Source organism: Ferrimonas balearica DSM 9799, from assembly GCF_000148645.1.
Lineage (GTDB): Bacteria > Pseudomonadota > Gammaproteobacteria > Enterobacterales > Shewanellaceae > Ferrimonas > Ferrimonas balearica.
In genome coordinates this window covers 1,756,084-1,772,336 of record NC_014541.1, presented here as the reverse complement: position 1 = coordinate 1,772,336, position 16,253 = coordinate 1,756,084, and the positions used below count along the sequence as shown (strand labels likewise).

General features: G+C 52.2%; 17 protein-coding genes. 8 read left to right on the top strand and 9 right to left on the bottom strand.

Features of this window, described 5'->3' with window-relative positions; genetic code table 11:
- The first annotated feature begins 53 nt into the window (after positions 1-53).
- On the top strand, positions 54-239 hold the full coding sequence (locus tag FBAL_RS08055; RefSeq protein ID WP_013345098.1) for a hypothetical protein: 186 nt from the start codon (positions 54-56) through the stop codon (positions 237-239).
- Positions 240-306: 67 nt separating this feature from the next.
- On the opposite strand, the gene FBAL_RS08050 is transcribed toward FBAL_RS08055, so the two are convergent.
- Positions 307-492, bottom strand: coding sequence for a hypothetical protein (locus FBAL_RS08050; RefSeq protein WP_013345097.1), 186 nt, complete (start codon positions 490-492; stop codon positions 307-309).
- Between the two features lie 192 nt (positions 493-684).
- Here FBAL_RS08050 and FBAL_RS08045 point away from each other — a divergent pair, with 192 nt between their 5' ends.
- From FBAL_RS08045 to FBAL_RS08025, 5 genes are all read left to right on the top strand, one after another.
- Positions 685-2,121 carry a tyrosine-type recombinase/integrase gene (locus FBAL_RS08045; RefSeq protein WP_013345096.1) on the top strand — a complete coding sequence of 479 codons (1,437 nt, stop codon included), beginning with the start codon at positions 685-687 and terminating at the stop codon, positions 2,119-2,121.
- 8 nt (positions 2,122-2,129) lie between these two features.
- Complete coding sequence (locus tag FBAL_RS08040; protein ID WP_013345095.1) at positions 2,130-3,953, top strand: hypothetical protein; 1,824 nt, start codon at positions 2,130-2,132, stop codon at positions 3,951-3,953.
- 9 nt (positions 3,954-3,962) lie between these two features.
- Positions 3,963-5,996 carry a hypothetical protein gene (locus tag FBAL_RS08035; protein ID WP_013345094.1) on the top strand — a complete coding sequence of 678 codons (2,034 nt, stop codon included), beginning with the start codon at positions 3,963-3,965 and terminating at the stop codon, positions 5,994-5,996.
- Positions 5,993-6,499, top strand: coding sequence for a hypothetical protein (locus tag FBAL_RS08030; protein ID WP_013345093.1), 507 nt, complete (start codon positions 5,993-5,995; stop codon positions 6,497-6,499). Before FBAL_RS08035 ends, FBAL_RS08030 begins: the two co-directional genes overlap by 4 nt.
- A gap of 73 nt (positions 6,500-6,572) precedes the next feature.
- Complete coding sequence (locus FBAL_RS08025; RefSeq protein WP_013345092.1) at positions 6,573-6,803, top strand: hypothetical protein; 231 nt, start codon at positions 6,573-6,575, stop codon at positions 6,801-6,803.
- An 83-nt stretch (positions 6,804-6,886) separates the two neighbouring features.
- Here FBAL_RS08025 and FBAL_RS20250 read toward each other — a convergent pair whose 3' ends face one another.
- The 3 genes from FBAL_RS20250 to FBAL_RS08020 all read right to left on the bottom strand — a co-directional run bounded on the left by FBAL_RS20250 (position 6,887) and on the right by FBAL_RS08020 (position 9,039).
- Positions 6,887-7,360 (bottom strand): hypothetical protein, encoded by a 474-nt coding sequence (locus FBAL_RS20250; RefSeq protein WP_148226722.1) that lies wholly within the window; start codon positions 7,358-7,360, stop codon positions 6,887-6,889.
- Positions 7,361-7,663: 303 nt separating this feature from the next.
- The gene (locus FBAL_RS20245) at positions 7,664-7,888 is read right to left on the bottom strand and encodes a hypothetical protein (RefSeq protein ID WP_148226721.1); all 225 of its coding nucleotides are present in this window, start codon (positions 7,886-7,888) and stop codon (positions 7,664-7,666) included.
- Between the two features lie 95 nt (positions 7,889-7,983).
- Positions 7,984-9,039: a hypothetical protein gene (locus FBAL_RS08020; protein WP_013345091.1), complete on the bottom strand. Its 1,056-nt coding sequence runs from the start codon at positions 9,037-9,039 to the stop codon at positions 7,984-7,986.
- A gap of 968 nt (positions 9,040-10,007) precedes the next feature.
- Here FBAL_RS08020 and FBAL_RS19910 point away from each other — a divergent pair.
- Positions 10,008-10,169 (top strand): antitoxin Xre/MbcA/ParS toxin-binding domain-containing protein, encoded by a 162-nt coding sequence (locus FBAL_RS19910; RefSeq protein ID WP_013345089.1) that lies wholly within the window; start codon positions 10,008-10,010, stop codon positions 10,167-10,169.
- Positions 10,170-10,846: 677 nt separating this feature from the next.
- Here FBAL_RS19910 and FBAL_RS08015 read toward each other — a convergent pair.
- The 3 genes from FBAL_RS08015 to FBAL_RS08005 all read right to left on the bottom strand — a co-directional run bounded on the left by FBAL_RS08015 (position 10,847) and on the right by FBAL_RS08005 (position 14,061).
- Positions 10,847-11,068 (bottom strand): hypothetical protein, encoded by a 222-nt coding sequence (locus FBAL_RS08015; RefSeq protein ID WP_013345088.1) that lies wholly within the window; start codon positions 11,066-11,068, stop codon positions 10,847-10,849.
- A 54-nt stretch (positions 11,069-11,122) separates the two neighbouring features.
- A complete protein-coding gene (gene can, locus FBAL_RS08010) occupies positions 11,123-11,776 on the bottom strand; it encodes a carbonate dehydratase (protein ID WP_013345087.1) in 654 nt (217 codons plus the stop codon).
- A gap of 86 nt (positions 11,777-11,862) precedes the next feature.
- The gene (locus FBAL_RS08005; RefSeq protein WP_013345086.1) at positions 11,863-14,061 is read right to left on the bottom strand and encodes a sensor domain-containing diguanylate cyclase; all 2,199 of its coding nucleotides are present in this window, start codon (positions 14,059-14,061) and stop codon (positions 11,863-11,865) included.
- Positions 14,062-14,217: 156 nt separating this feature from the next.
- Between FBAL_RS08005 and FBAL_RS19550 the strand changes: the two genes are divergently transcribed.
- Positions 14,218-14,661 carry a GNAT family N-acetyltransferase gene (locus tag FBAL_RS19550; RefSeq protein ID WP_013345085.1) on the top strand — a complete coding sequence of 148 codons (444 nt, stop codon included), beginning with the start codon at positions 14,218-14,220 and terminating at the stop codon, positions 14,659-14,661.
- Between the two features lies 1 nt (position 14,662).
- Here the strand turns inward: FBAL_RS19550 and pdxH are convergent, their stop codons facing one another.
- Both pdxH and FBAL_RS07990 read right to left on the bottom strand, forming a co-directional pair.
- Positions 14,663-15,301 (bottom strand): pyridoxamine 5'-phosphate oxidase, encoded by a 639-nt coding sequence (pdxH, locus tag FBAL_RS07995; RefSeq protein ID WP_041251228.1) that lies wholly within the window; start codon positions 15,299-15,301, stop codon positions 14,663-14,665.
- 36 nt (positions 15,302-15,337) lie between these two features.
- Positions 15,338-16,141, bottom strand: coding sequence for an AraC family transcriptional regulator (locus FBAL_RS07990; protein WP_013345083.1), 804 nt, complete (start codon positions 16,139-16,141; stop codon positions 15,338-15,340).
- Positions 16,142-16,253: the final 112 nt, after the last annotated feature.

The window sequence follows — 16,253 nt, the reverse complement described above, 5'->3', positions numbered from 1 at the left end:
AAACCGGATGTGCAAGACTTGCCGAGCCCCGCAGGGGTAAAGGAGGTAACAAGATGCCCGGAACCGATCCGAAATTCGAGCGCCTGTTGCAAGAGCGTTTTGAGGGCGCAGAGTCCATCGCCGACCTGCGTGAACGGCTGCGCGACGTAGAAGAGGAGCTGCATTCGGTGTTTGCCAGCGAGCTGTCCCGTTTCGTTGGCCCCGCCGACGGCAACGACGATAAGCAGCGCGCTTCCTGAAACAACAGCGCCTCTTTGAGCCAGAAAAAAGACCGGCAAGGCCGGTCTTTTTCGTCTCTGCCCCGCCTCACTCCACCGGGTAATAGGTCACGCTGTGGCCATCCACCCATTTGCCCTGTTTCAGATAGCGCGAGCTTTGGCTCATGCTGCCATCCTGATTCAGCGTCACCCGGGCCCGCACTTCGGTGATCCCCTCATCAGAGCCGGTAACCTGCTCCGTCGCCACAAAGCCATCCACGTCAAACTGAGCCACCCCGCGGGTATAGAAGCCGCCGGTGGTGAAGTAGAAGAACTCCAGCTGACTCAGTTCCGCATTCCAGATGATCAGGGTTTCCCCTTCATATCCCCACGGTTAAACTCTCAAATTAATACCCCACAGCATTGCAACCTCTCAAATACCTTGGTATCTATTGATTAACACCCCGTCAACCACCAAGGAGCTTGCATGCCTGTTCGTTACGTCAAGCTCGACGGCTTCAGGGTCAATGCTACCCCCCACTTCAAAGTCTCAAAATATGGTGAGCCCCGCATCGAATGGGCTGACGACGGTCAGGTCTTGGATGGTCTGATACAGCTTTTCGATTCAAATGATCGCCCGATCAACTGCGCTAACCGCTACCTGATCTACTGCATGACCGTTGACCGCGCAAAGGATTTGGGCACCAAGGCTAAGGCGCTGATGCATTTCTTCACCTTCCTTGAAGACCACGGCCTGCAATGGGATCACATGCCCAGACCGAGGAACCTTCGGCCCCTGTATCGCTTCAGGGATTACCTGCAAGCGCTGCATGATCAGGTGCTCGATCCTGAGACGAACAAGCGCTCTCTCGCCAGCTCTACCGCCAAGGCATATATCGGAGCAGTGACAGCGATGTACGTGTACTGGCTGGGGCACGGCAAGGTGTTCTTTCGAGACCCCTGTCGATTCCGTGTGATCAAGGTTAAGGACGAGCGCATGCTGGGCCATATCAACGGCTCAATCAAAGTCCTGTCGAATGACCTGAAAATCGATGCCAAGGACAAAAAGGAGCGGCATCTGATGCCCTCCAAGCTCCGTCCGCTTAAACAGACCGAAGCGGAGCCTGATCTGGATGTGCTGTTCCAAGCGCTTGAGCAGGGCCGTGGCTATGCCAAGGAAAATGGCGTCTACAAGCAAACGGCCATTTCGATGGAGACGCGCTTAGGTGTGATGCTGTCTTTGTATACCGGGATGCGAATTGGTGAGGTGCTGAGTTTCAGCAGCGAATTGGTTCGGTTCCCCAAGCCCGGAGAACTGGCGATAGAGATCTCCATTGGCCCCGGTGTCTGCTGTGACACCAAGAACGGGACGACAGGGGTCATCAAGATCCCTGCGTGGCTGATGCGGCAACTGGCGATCTACAAGCACAGCCAGCGTTACAGGACGCGGTTAGCGGAATTCAACAGCAAGAACACCGACGACAAACACAAGCTGCGGTATCCGCCGTTGCTGTTGAATCGCGACGGGGTGAAGTACGAGGGCGGCTCCTTCAATGCTCGCTGGGGCGAGATCCGCCGTGCGATCCACCTCGACTTCGGCTTGACCAGTTTCAAGCACAAGTTCCACAACCTCCGTGCGACTTACGCGGTGAATCTGCTCACAGCGCTGCTCGCCGCCACACACCCGATGGATCACCCCAAGTTTCCCGGTGAGCCCATGTTTACGCGAGATCAGGCATTGGCCGAGGTGCAGGCGCGACTGAGGCACTCCAGCCTTGACACAACCTCGCTGTACCTCAAGCACTGGGATGATGAGAACTTGGGCCGCAAGGCTGACCGGATCCATGAGCAAGAACTGGATGCCATTTACGGGGCCAGTGAGTTCATCGGTGTGACTGACGATATCTTGGCCGAGTTGGCCTAAGGAGAACGATGCGCGAACCTCGCCGAGCGACGCTTAATGAGCCCTTAGCCCCACCATCAGGGCCTAATGGTGGGCAGGAGAATGTTCTGCCCCATGACCCTTTGAGTTTGGTCATAGAGGTGAACTTAAAAGCGTCGGATAGCATCAAAGTGAACAAGCTGCACGTGTATCGGTTGGCGTACCGGGGTGTGCCAAAGCTAGAAGCCAACGGAAAAGGGAACAAGGAGTTTAACCCGGTTGAGGCTGAGTTCATGGCCGAGCGCTATCCCTTAGTCGTGACAATCTTCCAATGGTTATCAGAGGTTGCTCAGAAGAACGGTAATACGGCTTATGGTTTTTTCAATTGCATCACACCTTTGATTCGGTTCTGGGATGAAAAAGGTATCAAAGCTGAGCTAAGCAAATTGCCCTTCAAGGCTTATGCTGAGTGGGTACGTAAAACAATCCTCAATGAGCCCAACCGGAAGGGGAGACTGAAAACCATAAACTCTGTGATCAACTTGTTCCTGAATTGGGCAGGACAGGAGGATTTGGCAAAGTTGGTGCCCAAGATCACGAAACCCAGCGCTCCCACAACAGTCTCATACACGGACGAAGAGATGCGGGGAGTTCGTATCGACCTGTTCCGCGTTTTCAATGTGCTGAGCAGCCGTCTGATCAAATGTGAACCTACTGATTGCCCTTTCGATCAGCCAGACGGCAATGGGTGGTGGGCCGTCAACCCCAATGGCAATGAAACAGCATGGCTGACGAAGTGGGTGTGTTCTGCTTACCTGATTACGGCCTCGTACACCGGTGATAATACCACCCCATTGATGAAGCTCCGGATGAGCGACATCGAGAACCGCGAGTACAGTTTCGACAAGACCATCAACCTCTATCGCTTAACTACCGCCAAAGGCAGACAAGGTGGCAAAGAAAACGTTTGGGAAGTCGGTTTTACCAAGACCGGGCGCGAGTTCTTTGAGTCATATTTGAAGCTGATCCAACGGTTCGAAATCCCCGAGGATGGTTACGTTTTCCCTAATATCATCAATGGGCAATATCATGGTCAACTTTCGTCAAATATCCTCGATAAGTTTTGTAGATGGTTTACGCGTCGTAGTCACCACGGGGTTCGACCTGTTGTTCGCCGTTTCCGGATCAGCAAGAGTGATGGCCTAATTGCTGCTACGGGCAGCATCTCGTTGGTAGCAGAAGGCTTGAACAACCTGACAAGCACGATTGAAAAACACTATGCCAGTGGAAATCCGCATGCAAACAACAACTCTCTGGGGAGTGCTGCTGAAGCTCAGGTATTGACGGCTAAGGGCGCATCAATGGAAGAAGCGCGTGAAAAGGTTAAGGCTAAATACGGCAAACCGATGCGGGTCAAAGATATCACCGAGACAGGAGAGCAGGAACCAACAAGGACGACCGTGGGTTCTCGGTGCAAGCAGCCTTTTGGTGAGAAGGCGAAAGCACTCAAGGCCGAGATGTTGCGAGGAGGTATGCTGCGTGAGGAGGAAAAAGACGCAGAGATGGCCTGCTTTAAGTTCTTGGACTGCTTTGAATGCGACTTCCAAGCACTGGTGGCTGAAGTCGATGACATCTGGTGCATGCTGAGCTTTCAAGAGAGCCTGATTGAAGCGTTGCAGCGCCCGACCGTTAACCACTTCGAGATCCCGGTGGGAAAGATACAAGACGTTATCAAGGCAACTCAGAAAATGCTTAGGGACGTCCAGCAGGAATACCCTCAAATTTTCGCCGAGGCTATGGCTAAGTTCGACAACGAGACTCATCCGATGTGGGACGACGAAGATGCTCTCTTAGACATCTATGGCATTTGGTAGGAAAGGCGTATGAAACCAGAATACATACCAACGATTAACAGCGACCAGAAGACACCGGAGTATATTCGGCTGTCTGTCGACAATCTGAATGATCAGGATTTGTCCAAAGTCATCGTAAGCCTAGATGCAAATGACCGGCCTTTGAGTCGCTTTACAGATGACGTATGGGACTTCGCCGCCTACGTAAAGACCAAAAAAACGGCACTGAAGCGACCAACAAAGTGGAACTGGAACCGCGTCCCATCCCAATACCGCTTGGCGATCAAACACCTCATGTACGAACGGCTGTGGGAACATCAGCGCACTGAGGCGGGAACCATAAAAACGATCTCGCGGACATTTGGTGGCCTGTGCCGGGCCCTTCGAATCATGGGTGACTGCGGACTTCCCAGTTTGTCAGCACTGAACGTGGAGCGAAATCAACAGCTAGTTCTGGATGCGATTGCGGCTAAAAAGCTGCGGGCGGATACGGCTTCTGAATACCTGAACTCCCTGAACATCTTAAAGACAGCGGGCTATACGAAGTTTGACTTGTCTGGGCGGGCAAAGGAGATTGGCAAGCGATTGGCTGACCAAGAGAAGCTTAATGAGCAAACACTGGCCATCCCTCAAGAGCTTGCAAACCAGATATACGGCTATGCCATCCAGATGGTTGAACAGTGGCACAAAAAACGTACTAAGTTAGAGAATTTCATCGACGGGTTTCTTACCCTTAACGAGTCAAATGCCGACAGTGCCAAAATTCTTGAGTACCTGAGCAAGTCGAATATTGTCAGCGCATCTCGCCATATAAAGTACAAGGGCAATGCTGGCGTCAATTTGACAAAGGTGTTTTATCACAATGTGATGGCAGCGTGCAGCATCGTCATTGGTGCGGTCAGTGGAATGCGAATTGGGGAAATGTATGAGCTCTCCCCTGAAAGCTACACTACGCGGACGTTCAAAGGGGTTACCCACTGCCTGTTATTAGGTAAGACCTCGAAGACAAATAAGGGTATTCCTACACAACATGCATGGGTCGTAGCGCCAGTTGCGAAAAAGGCTATCGAACTGCTTGCCTGCATGACTAACGGAGCAAGGAGACGGTTAAACCAGAAAGTGGAGGAGTTAAAGCAAGCTGGTTTGAGCGGAGATGCAAATAATTTGTCAGAGGTGGCTACGTCTCTGTATCTCGCGCTGGATGCAGGTTCCAAATACAGCGACGGACATACCGTGCGATCCGTCACGCTGGACGCAGCATTTCAAAGACTGGTCGCTGAAGCACCTGACCCTGAAACTGGTGAGAAAGGCATACGCATCCAAAAGGAGCATGTCGAAGAGTTCAAGGTGATTAACCGGGATTGGATTGGCGATGTGCCAGTGGGAGAACTGTGGCCTTTGAAGAGCCACCAGTTCCGTCGAACCTTCGCAGTTTTCTTAGTTCGCAATCAGTTTGGATCAATCGTCTCGATAAAGCAGCAATATGCCCATGTAAGACTGGCCATGTCCATGTGGTATGGACGCCGGGCGGAGTTAGCCATTGCTTTAGATCTGGACATGGATGCGGAGATCCAAGCTGAGATCGCTGAGATGACCGCCTTGATGCTGACGGACAAGGCAGAGCGTCTTTTCCTGTCCGATGATCCCGTGTCTGGACGCGCAGCACTGCGAGTGCGTCAGCAGAGGGCCGAGGGCAACATCGTATTTGAAAGCCGGGACGAGATTGAAGCGGCGATGCGCTCCGGAGAACTGGCCATCGTGGACAACGGGCACAGCCTTTGCCTGAACCCCAAGTGTGGTCGCGTCGATTGCACCATCGATCCAGTGATCAACCCGGTGCTGTGCTCACACGACGTGATATTTGACGAAGAGGCTCAGGCTAGGGTCAGACTCCGTGAGCGGCTGATTAAGCGCCACCAGAGGGCGGTGGAGCAGGAGATCCGTCAGCCCAACTTGCTCCATAAAACGCTGATTGGGATTCGGGCGTGCGAGAAGGTCATGTCGGATCATGGCATCAAGTTTGAACCTTACGGGGCTCTCATCGACATCAAGGAGACAGCATGAGTACGAAGGCATTGATGGAAGAAGCGCTAGAACGGCTTCTGAAGGGCGAGGGTGAGAATGTACCCTCAACCGCCAAATTGTCCATGGAGAAGCTCACGATTGAAGCAGGCGTGGCGTCTGGGGCTCCGTATTACAAGGCGTATGAAGAGTGGCGTAAGGATGCCGCCAAGAAGATGCGTGCGTACAACGCTGGTGAGCGGAAGGATGGCCCCGTACGCGCCACCACGGGCTCCGAACTGAAGGACATGAAAGAAGCCCGGGACAAGCAGAAGGAACTCAAGGAAGGCTACAAGGAGGACTATGAGGCCGAAAAAGCCCGTACCACTAACCTGTATCGGCAATTGGGTGAGGCCGAATACGCCCTGTATGAGACGCAGGTGAAGCTAGCGGAACTGGAGCAGTTGTTCGAGACGGTCACGGGGAACAAGCCCGATGACTATCCAAAGCAGCAAACCGAAGTGGCGATGCTGCCTAGGAACTTACAACTCGTTTCGAAAGACTAAATCAAATTGGCAATTTGATGGATCAAATCTGGGATTTGATTTGTCATCGATGAATGGACTGAGAGGGCACAGGATGCTGGAGATAGATTTCAAGCGACGCTTCAATGATGGGGCCTTGGTGAGCGCCAAAACGGTGCCAGCGCCTATGCAGGCGGGCTGGTTGCTGCTGATCACCGACAAGGCCAAGAAGCAGGAGCTGCTGACCAAGCAACGTGAGGGCGAACGCGTCTTCCGCTCCATCGACTCAGCCTATGCGACCGCACGACGTATCGGGTTTCGAAAGATGGTGATAGAGCAGCACTGACCGCTAGTCACCTAGCTCTGGCTCGCACTTGCCCGACTATAACTCGCTAAGCGTAAACGCATACGATAATAGCTAAAGTCCAACTAAAGTGCCTTTTTATGCGCCCTACTAATAGATCGCTTATCGCGCAGGTATCGAGTGCGATAAAGACCATGATTCAAGGTGTGCAACAACTTAAAGACTTCTATACCATCTTTGAAGGATGACTCTAAATCTTGCGGGTTCCCCCAACTTACATAAAGAAGTCCAAAGTCGTCATCTGAGACATCATGAAGATTTGTTGTAAACCTTTCAAATATAGCTGGAACAACCTTGCCACTTAAAGAGCCATACTGATGAAAATCATCAAAGTCACACTTATATTTGTACAGCAATGTAATTATGACGTGCCACCACTTGTCACTTTGCACTGATAAGCAATCCAAATTCTTGAAGTCGGTTTTAAATACAAAGGTATCTCTAGTTACCCCTAACTCTATAGTAGTACCGAACTGACCTGATTGAATTGATACTGATTGAAATCCGAAACCATCGGCTTCTATATTACTTTCATTCATGTAGTACTAACCAGACTTAAGCTTTGATTTCTTCTCTATATTTTCGACTAGTTCCTGCAATCTATATTGGATATTTTTAGAAGACTTGAACAAGGGGTTATTAGGATGAATGTCGAATAAATCATCATTATCATTTTGTTCCAGATCATCAATCCAAATTTTAAACTCGACATTCCATTGATTATAGAACAAACTCATCACGCCCCGTTAGGTATATGAAGCCAAGCAAAGCGGAAAATAAACTTGAAAAAATGTACTAGGCACGAGTGCCAACCAGTTGTAACTTTCCGCTTGAGTGCTTTGTTATGCGTTTTGTAATTCAGCTAATAGATTATCAAGTTTACCCTTAATATCAGGTTCGACCGAATTCATGCTAAGTACATGTACCAGATATTCATTGACAAGTGGTCTTTTCTCTACTGGAATATCAATCATTGTTTTAGTTGCGAGATCTTGATTTAATTTCTGTACTGAGTCAGCAGAGATCTCGTGCTCTTCGGGTAATGCCAAAAATTGTTCTAAGTTCATGTATGAAATTTCCTAACTTCTCATGTGGTAAAATATATTATGCCCCAATTGGCGAAGCATAAACGTCATCGACATTTACACCTGTTGTTCTACGTTCAACGTATACCTATTAATAATTCGTATTTTTCAATCTGCTTCAAACGATAATCCGGCGTCCATAAGTCTGATGAATATATACGCTTAACATGTGAATCTGGTTTAGAAGTGATTTTTTCTATGTACTCTATAACGTTGACAGGAAGAAACTCACTAAAACAGGATAAATTTCCATTTTTCTGTACATTTATTGAGTTTCTAAGAATCGCATTAAATGCTTTATCACCACTTGCAAACATGCCTTCTTGCTTGCTCTCTCTTTCAGTCCACATTCTAAAATATCGATTTAAATTGTATAAATCCCAAGTCATGTTGAAAGCGCTACGGCGCTTTAAGTCAGAATTGGAGGATGCCTTGTACTTCATCATTTTCTTTAATGGCTTATCGCTAAAGAAAATTGCTGCAAAAGTAATACATACGAGAGACAACCTAAATTCTTGTATCATCCATTCAACAACGGTTTGAAATTTCTCTATCTTGGATGACTCTTTATTCAGTGAAGTATATATTATGAATAAGACTATCAGATATAACGAGTCCCACTCAGTAAGCCTTCTGTACTTTGTAAGATCTTTCTTTACTAATTCTCGCTCAATAGGGTAACTTTCAGGTATGATAATGTCATTTCGCTCACCCAAAGAGTATGAGATCAAAGTTTCATTATTGATGTTGTTTATTCTATGAAATAACTCTAGATCAGATACCACTTCATCAAGGGTTTCAGTGTCTGTTCGGTAATTTAGTTTTTCATAAACTGCGAGTGTTGGGTCTAACTCAATCTTAGATAATTGACAAAATGCAATCAAACCAATTGCATCCCTATATACACTATTTGGATTTGCTTTTTTGAACGCGCTAATTATGTATTGATAAATATTTAAGTCTAAGTATATGGTGTATGTAAAGCCTTTAAATTCTTTGTTATAGAGATAATTTGAGAAATTATATATTTCACTACCTTCTACCCCATTAAAATTATGTACCAGCCAATCTCTGTCTATGAGATTACCAATAATTACATCATAGTAACTTGGATATGCATAGAAGGCATCCATATGTCGACATTTCCCTCAAGGAACATAACGCAAAATAAAAGGACTGATAATCTTGACCAAAATGTGCAGTGCAGCGAAAACTAGCCGAACTTTAACAGCCCCATTTTAAAATCTTGCCATGCACTAAATTTGTTGGTAGAAAATGCTAATTGTGTATTTCAACCTCATAGGTGACCTTTCCATTTTCTTTATTTTCGTATCTAATGATCTCAACTTTAACGGAAAAGTTATCCTTTAATAACCGTCTAATTTCATGGTACTTTTTGCTTTCATTGTAATCATTCGCAAGTCCATTGTTTTCGTTCCAACCATCTCTAACCTTATACAGTTCCCAAAATAGTTCATTTTCATTTAGTGAATTAAAGTTCAAAACTTGCCATCCTTAGTCGCGAGTGATTAGAAAAGGTGCGTTACAGCTTGCTAGGAGGAATGATTCCATCAATCTCCGCATTCTAGAGATATGCTATCACGCATTGGTAACGAACATCATCAAACCTTACACCGTTGTTTCAATAAGAAATATTGACCTATCACCAATGTACAGCATTTCAAACGCAATAATACTCGTGCCAACACCGAATGCGCCAGTTTAGCGCCCATATGAAGATTTTGATGCTTATCTGGCTAAGTGATGATTTAAGTAGAGCTAGGTAGGAAGATACTAAAGTGGGCAATGGTATAAACAGCGGCCACTTTAAATTAGTAGCAACCTGCATGCAATGAGTGTCAAACAGCGGTTGTTAGCGCCAACAATACTTAAACATAGCCTCTTGATCTCGGGTAGTTACCACAACCCGGGCCTGTCAACTAGGCCCTCGAAACCGCGCTATGATGGGCCCCGTGACGGGGCCCTACGCCTACTTGCTTCAATACCCGCTCCAAGTTGTCACATGTGATCACCGGGGAAAGTAGCCGGGAGAGATTGTGTCAATTACGATCCGATTGGGAGACCGTAGGAGGGACTCACGTTGAGTGACCAGACACACCGCCCAGAAGCTCTGCTGGAACTGCTTGCTAAGGCGTTTGACGGTGAACAGGACAAGGCGCTGGAGTGGTTCGATAGCCCTGTACCAGCGCTTGGTGGCCGCACCCCTGCGGCGCTCTACAAGTCCGAAGACCCGAGCGATTAGGCCGACCTAGAGGCCGCCATCCTATCCATCGAGTACGGCGATTTCACATGATCCGAGGATACGTGTGAGGGGGATTATTAAGGGGCGCAGCCCCTTGATGCTAGGCCAGCGCACGGCCTAGATGCGGGCAAAGCTACTGGAGGGGCGTCCACCGATCTGATGCGGTACAAGGGAGCCCACGCCGCCCTGCTAGACGCTTTTGGCTCTAGCGGCCTATGCGCCCCGCCGTGGGTAGCAGCGGGTTACCCCGCACCCAACTCAGTGCCGCACCGCTCTGCTCTTGCTCTTAGAGATAGCGGCGAGCTTGCCTCGCCTAGGAGCGCAGCGACTTCATCTGGCTCTTGATCTTGATCTTGCTGTTGCTCTGGCTCTTAGTACGTATGCCAGAACCTGCGGCAGACACGATCTTAGATGCGATCTACGGGATAGGATGTCTACCGATCAGATGCAGCCCGAGAGGGCCCACAACGCCCTGCTAGGCGCTCCTTAGTTTGGTGGGTGTGACGGCCCGTCTAACGCGCCGAAACCTCTCAGATGCTGGCTGAGAGGTTCTGCAATATGCAGGAATTTTGAGAATTATGGGGTTAGCCGCCAAACGCAGGAAAACTCCTCTGTAGCCCGCATGACTATTGGGCTCTGAGAGGTTTGAGAGAAATTGCGAGGGTGAGGGTAATCCGTTACTCCCCCTGATTCAGCGAATGACGGATGCGAATCGCTTTCCCCTGCAGCGCTGACTCCCATCGGGAGACGTCCACCATAGGGCGCTCCGGCGTACTGTTGGCAAATTCACCACGCCAGGTTTTATCGAGATAGGGGGCAAAACGGGATAAGTGGGGGTCCAACCCGGCAAACGCCAGACTGGAAAACAGGCTGAGGCAAAGCAAGATCAGGGGGCGCATGGTGCTCTCCTTGTTCGGATAAGCCGCCCCCCGACGACTGATGGGTCGGACGGTTCAGTCCTTCTTTCGGGCCAGGTCGAGAATCGCGGCCTGGGTCTTCGGTAACAGTTCCGGTGAGGCCTTGATCGACACATTCATGTCACGCAGCAGGCCATCAGCCAAATCATAGACCCAGCCATGCACCGCCACCGCCTGATTTCTGGCCCAGGCGTCTTTAACAATGGTGGTCTGGCAGGTGTTGATCACCTGAGCAATGACATTCAGCTCACACAGACGGCGATGCTGCAGCTCCGCCGGCAGTGAATCCACCTGATCGCGGTGGTCTTCGTAAACATCACGAACATGGCGCAACCAGTTGGTTGCCAGCCCGAGCCGGGAGTCCTGCAGCGCCGCTTTAACGCCGCCACAACCATAGTGGCCTACCACCATAATGTGCTTTACCTTGAGCACATCGACCGCGTACTGAATCACTGACAACGCATTCAGATCGGAGTGCACCACCACATTGGCGATATTACGGTGAACGAAAATCTCACCGGGTGCCAGATCAATGATCTGGTTGGCCGGTACACGACTGTCGGAACAGCCAATCCAGAGGTACTCCGGCGACTGCTGATGTTCCAGCTCGGTAAAAAAATCCGGATGTTCCGCTTCAATCTTCTCCGCCCAGGCCCGATTGCGTTCGAACAGGTGCTGTAAACTGGCCATGCTACCCTCTAGATTTGGTCAAACCGACTCAATATACCCGCATTTTCAGTAGGGAGTGGTCGAAGCAGCGTTCGAATGGCGAAGCGTTACACAATATCCTGAATTGGTTGAGATTGATCGCTCGTCTCCGCCCGACAAAGGCGATTGCGGCCGCCACTTTTAGCCTGATAAAGCGCACTATCCGCCGCCATTAACCAATCGCTCTGCTGACTGCTGTATTGAGGATGGGTCACCAAAACGCCAATGGAGATGGTGATGTACAGCGGTTCGCCGTCGGCGCTTTCACTGACGGCGGATTGAGCCACTGTCCGGCGCAACGACTCGAGCCGGCGCAGCACCTCGTCGGCATCGCTTTGGGGCAGCAACAGCACAAACTCCTCCCCGCCGTATCGCGCCAGCAGGTCAAGCTTACGGCCGAAATAGCGGTGGATCAGGCTGACCAGATTTTTCAGGCAATCGTCCCCCACCAGATGCCCATGGCTGTCGTTAATCGACTTAAAGTGGTCGATGTCGATCAACGCCAGGGCCAGGTGACTGCCGCTGCGGACACAGTGCTGGCGGGCCACCTCAAAGCTCAGGTCAAAGTAACGCCGGTTGTACGCGCCGGTTAACCCGTCCCGATGGGCCTGCTGCGCCAACTTCTGGTTGGCCGCCTCCAACTGCGCGGTACGGGTTGTCACCAGTTGCTCAAGCGAATCCTGATAGGCCTTGAGTGCAATGCGGTTGGTGTCCAACTCATCAAACAGGGTGCGAATTTCAGACGCCGACCCTCGTGGCAGTGCCGGCAGCCGGCTCAGCGGATCCTCCGACCCCTGGCTCAGCGTCAGTTTCTCTGCCAGAAACTCCAGTGGCGCCGTCAGGTAGGCGCTGATCTGACGTGTCAGCAATACCGCCAACAGCATCCCGACCACCAGCAACGCCGTGCTGACCAGAAAGTAGCTCTCCATCCGTTCAGCCATCGGCCGGTAGGGCAACAACACATAAAGCTGCCAACCCTGATCCAGCGCCACCTGATGGTAGAAATACTCGCCCACGCTCAGGCTGGTGCTGTGGATGTTCAACAGCGCCAGGCCGGAGCCCTCGATCTGCTTTAGCTCCTGGTACTCGAAACGGGCCAGAGTGTTAAGCCGAAGTCCCTCACTGGCGAAGACAATGCGGCCAGTGGCGTCGGTCAGCACGGTGGTCACGTCGCCCCAATGGCTTTGATCGTTTTCCGCCGCGATGCCAGCCAGGTCAAGCGACCCCTCAACAATGCCGATGGGGCGGTGTCCGGGCCCCATAATCGGTGCACTGATGGCAATAATGGGATCCTGGCCAAACCCCCTTCCCTGCAACAGATCTGACAGATAGGGCCGATGCTCGTTCATCGGCACCGTAAAGTAGTGCCGGTCCGCGACGTTCAGCCCCGACGTCCCGTCCAGCAGGTGCTGACCGGGACTGGCGGCTATCACCTGCCCGGCCTCGTCGGCCACCAGCATGGTCAGGAAGCCGGCGTTTTGCCGGTGCAGTTGGTTGAGGCGCGCCTGCCATTGGCTCGGGGCAATGCCATTACTGAACCACTGGCCCGCGAGCGACACGACACGCTGATGGTAATCCAGGTAACGATGGTACTCATGCACCAGGTGGGCACTGCGCTCGTGCAGGTTAGAGGCCAGCAACTGCTGATGGGTTACCACCATATTCCGACTGGCCACCAGCATCGACACCATAAACACCAGGCTGAGCATCACCAGTACCGCATGCACCAATTTTTCGCGAAAGTTGCGCGTTACGTGGGGCTGCTGCCGAATTCTCCGGAACCAGCCCGCCGGCAACAATAGGCTAATCAACGAGGCCAGTGCCGTGTAGAGCAGGCCATTAAAGCCCTGCTTTACTACGGTCACCAGTTGGTAATCCGTGGGGATGGTAAAGAACTGCTGAATCAGCAGCGCCGTTAACGGCATGCCAATCAGGCACCAGTAGAAAAAATCGGCGTAGAGCAGGTACCAACCTCGTCGGCGCAACTGCCACACCACCAAGGCTTCCAGGCCATACGTCAGATAGATGTAGAAGTTACCCCAGGTCATGGCCAGGCCACTGATGGCCAGCGCCGCACACCACAGGGTATAAGCCAGCCCCAAACGGCTGGCGCAAAGCAGGATCAGGGTATTACCCAGTACCAGCTCGATATTGGAGAACAGGGGAATGGGGTGACAGTTGATCCAAAATCCCAGCGCCCCCAAAAGCGTCGCGGTGGCAAACCGGCCAACCAAAATGCGGTAGGGAGCCCGCCCCCTTTTCCCCATGACGTCATCCTTGTCACTGAATATCCGAGTATATCGCTACACTATAAAGCCAAACGTTCAGGCTACAAGCGCAATACAACCTAGCCAGGCTGAAAATTGGAAAGCACAGACAACGGCGACTAGAACTTGAGGGGAGCTAACGCGAGGAGAGAAACCATGTGGCAACTGCGCCGGGCTGGCCTGGCAGACATCGCCAGTCTGCAGGCGATTCGGCACCGCATCAGTGAGTATCCGGCGGAACGTGACCGGCCAGATACCCTGTATGCCCGTTACCTGTCGCGCCAGGGGCGTGGCTGGCTGGGCAACGATGGTCGGGGTGACCGGGGATTTGTGGTGGTCAATCTCAACGATTGCAGCATCTGGGCCCTGTATGTCGACCCGGATTGTCAGGGCAAAGGGCTGGGACGGGTACTGCTGCAGCAAGGTTGCCGCTATCTGTTCTGGCGCGGGGCACGCCGGATAAGCCTACGTACCCTCGCCCATACTCCGGCATTGGGGTTCTACCAGCATTTAGGCTGGCACGTAGAACAACAACATGAAGCGGGACAACTGGAACTGGTGTTGCCCCGCCCCACCGTGACACGACGCGCTCTGCCCTGATTCAGGGCGCGAGACGCTCCACCTGCCAACGGCTGTCATCCAGGGTATAGAGGAAGCGGTCGTGCAGACGTTTGGCGCCCCCCTGCCAAAACTCAAAGCTGTCTGCCCGTACCCGGTATCCGCCCCAAAAGTCCGGTAACGGCACTTCGCCCTTGGCAAACTTCTGCTTCAGCTCAAGAAACTTGGCTTCCAGCACGCCACGGGCCGAAATCGGCGCACTCTGCTGGGATACCCAGGCGCCCAACTGGCTGTCCCGGGGACGGGTCATAAAGTACTTCAGCGCCTCCGCCGGTCCCAGCTTTTCCGCCGTGCCGGTGATGTGGATCTGACGCTCCAGGCTTTGCCAGGGAAACAGCAGGCTGACCTGATTGTTATGGGCAATGTGCTGCGACTTGCGGCTGCCCAGGTTGGTGTAAAACACAAAACCCTGCTCATCAAACTGCTTGAGCAATACGATGCGCTGAAACGGCCGCCCCTGCTCATCCACCGTGGCCAGGCTCATTGCCGTCGGGTCCAGCACCTCGGCCTGTTTTGCTTGCTCCAGCCACTGTTCAAACAGGGCCATGGGGTGCTCTGGCAGGTCTTTACGACGCAGCCCCCCCTTCAGGTATTCTCGACGGATATCGCTGAGGTCACTCACCGAACACACCTCCTTCGTGTTTGTCATCGTCATAGTCTACTCCAGCGCCCTGCCCTCTTTCAGCCCCCGGGTACGTCGGTACTGCTCCGGCGAGGTGCCGGCGTGGCGGCGAAACAGGGTAATGAACGCTGAAGAGGAACTGTACCCCAGCTCGAGCGCCACCTCTTTGACCGACAGCCCCTTTTTGAGCATCCCCAACGACGTCAGAAAACGCAGGCGGGAGCGCCAGTCGCTGAAGCTCATCCGCAGCTCCCGCTGGCAACGCCGCGCCAGGGTGCGCTCGGTGGTGTGGCGGCGCCGTGCCCATTGCGCCAGGGTGTCGTTATTGGCCGGGTCCGCCTGCAGGGCTTCCAGTATCGGCGTCAACATCGGGTCACTGGTGCTGGGCAGATACGCGGCCAGGGGCTCCGCCAGCGCCAGCTGATCCACCAGCACCCTGGCCAGCCGACGGTCTGCAGGGGTTTTCGGAATGTCCACCTCGCGCCCGGCGAAGTCAGCCATGATCGCCCGCACCAAAGGCGACACCATCAACATGCAGGGAGCGTCAGGCAGCGTACGGGCCCAATCCTGATTCACGTAGACCGCCCGATACGCCACCCGTTGGCGGCTGTAGCTGGTGTGCTCAATGTCAGCCGGGATCCAGATGGCGTATTGCGGCGGTGACAGAAACACTTCACCTGCCACGGTCAACTCCACCACACCAGAATCCACCATGTTGAGTTGTCCCCAGGGGTGGCGGTGGGACTGGAAGGTGGTTTCCGGCGCAATCTCTTCGCTGTGGATGTAAATGGTGCCGTCGGAGGGCGCCAAAGGCAGGGCGTAATGTTGTAGGTCGCTCATCTTGTCCGTGTTCCGACACATCATGTCCGATTCGCGTTATATCATGCGAAAAAGTCACTATACAATGCGCGCGTTCCATTCCCCCCTTTCCCTTAATTTTTCGCGGAGTCGT

What these genes read in the sequence shown, in the direction of transcription:
- FBAL_RS08055 (WP_013345098.1), top strand. Translation starts at nt 54, where the DNA reads ATGCCCGGAACCGATCCGAAATTCGAGCGCCTGTTGCAAGAGCGTTTT.
- FBAL_RS08045 (WP_013345096.1), top strand. Translation starts at nt 685, where the DNA reads ATGCCTGTTCGTTACGTCAAGCTCGACGGCTTCAGGGTCAATGCTACC.
- FBAL_RS08040 (WP_013345095.1), top strand. Translation starts at nt 2,130, where the DNA reads ATGCGCGAACCTCGCCGAGCGACGCTTAATGAGCCCTTAGCCCCACCA.
- FBAL_RS08035 (WP_013345094.1), top strand. Translation starts at nt 3,963, where the DNA reads ATGAAACCAGAATACATACCAACGATTAACAGCGACCAGAAGACACCG.
- FBAL_RS08030 (WP_013345093.1), top strand. Translation starts at nt 5,993, where the DNA reads ATGAGTACGAAGGCATTGATGGAAGAAGCGCTAGAACGGCTTCTGAAG.
- FBAL_RS08025 (WP_013345092.1), top strand. Translation starts at nt 6,573, where the DNA reads ATGCTGGAGATAGATTTCAAGCGACGCTTCAATGATGGGGCCTTGGTG.
- FBAL_RS20250 (WP_148226722.1), bottom strand. Translation starts at nt 7,360, where the DNA reads ATGAATGAAAGTAATATAGAAGCCGATGGTTTCGGATTTCAATCAGTA.
- FBAL_RS20245 (WP_148226721.1), bottom strand. Translation starts at nt 7,888, where the DNA reads ATGAACTTAGAACAATTTTTGGCATTACCCGAAGAGCACGAGATCTCT.
- FBAL_RS08020 (WP_013345091.1), bottom strand. Translation starts at nt 9,039, where the DNA reads ATGGATGCCTTCTATGCATATCCAAGTTACTATGATGTAATTATTGGT.
- FBAL_RS08015 (WP_013345088.1), bottom strand. Translation starts at nt 11,068, where the DNA reads ATGCGCCCCCTGATCTTGCTTTGCCTCAGCCTGTTTTCCAGTCTGGCG.
- can (WP_013345087.1), bottom strand. Translation starts at nt 11,776, where the DNA reads ATGGCCAGTTTACAGCACCTGTTCGAACGCAATCGGGCCTGGGCGGAG.
- FBAL_RS08005 (WP_013345086.1), bottom strand. Translation starts at nt 14,061, where the DNA reads ATGGGGAAAAGGGGGCGGGCTCCCTACCGCATTTTGGTTGGCCGGTTT.
- FBAL_RS19550 (WP_013345085.1), top strand. Translation starts at nt 14,218, where the DNA reads ATGTGGCAACTGCGCCGGGCTGGCCTGGCAGACATCGCCAGTCTGCAG.
- FBAL_RS07990 (WP_013345083.1), bottom strand. Translation starts at nt 16,141, where the DNA reads ATGAGCGACCTACAACATTACGCCCTGCCTTTGGCGCCCTCCGACGGC.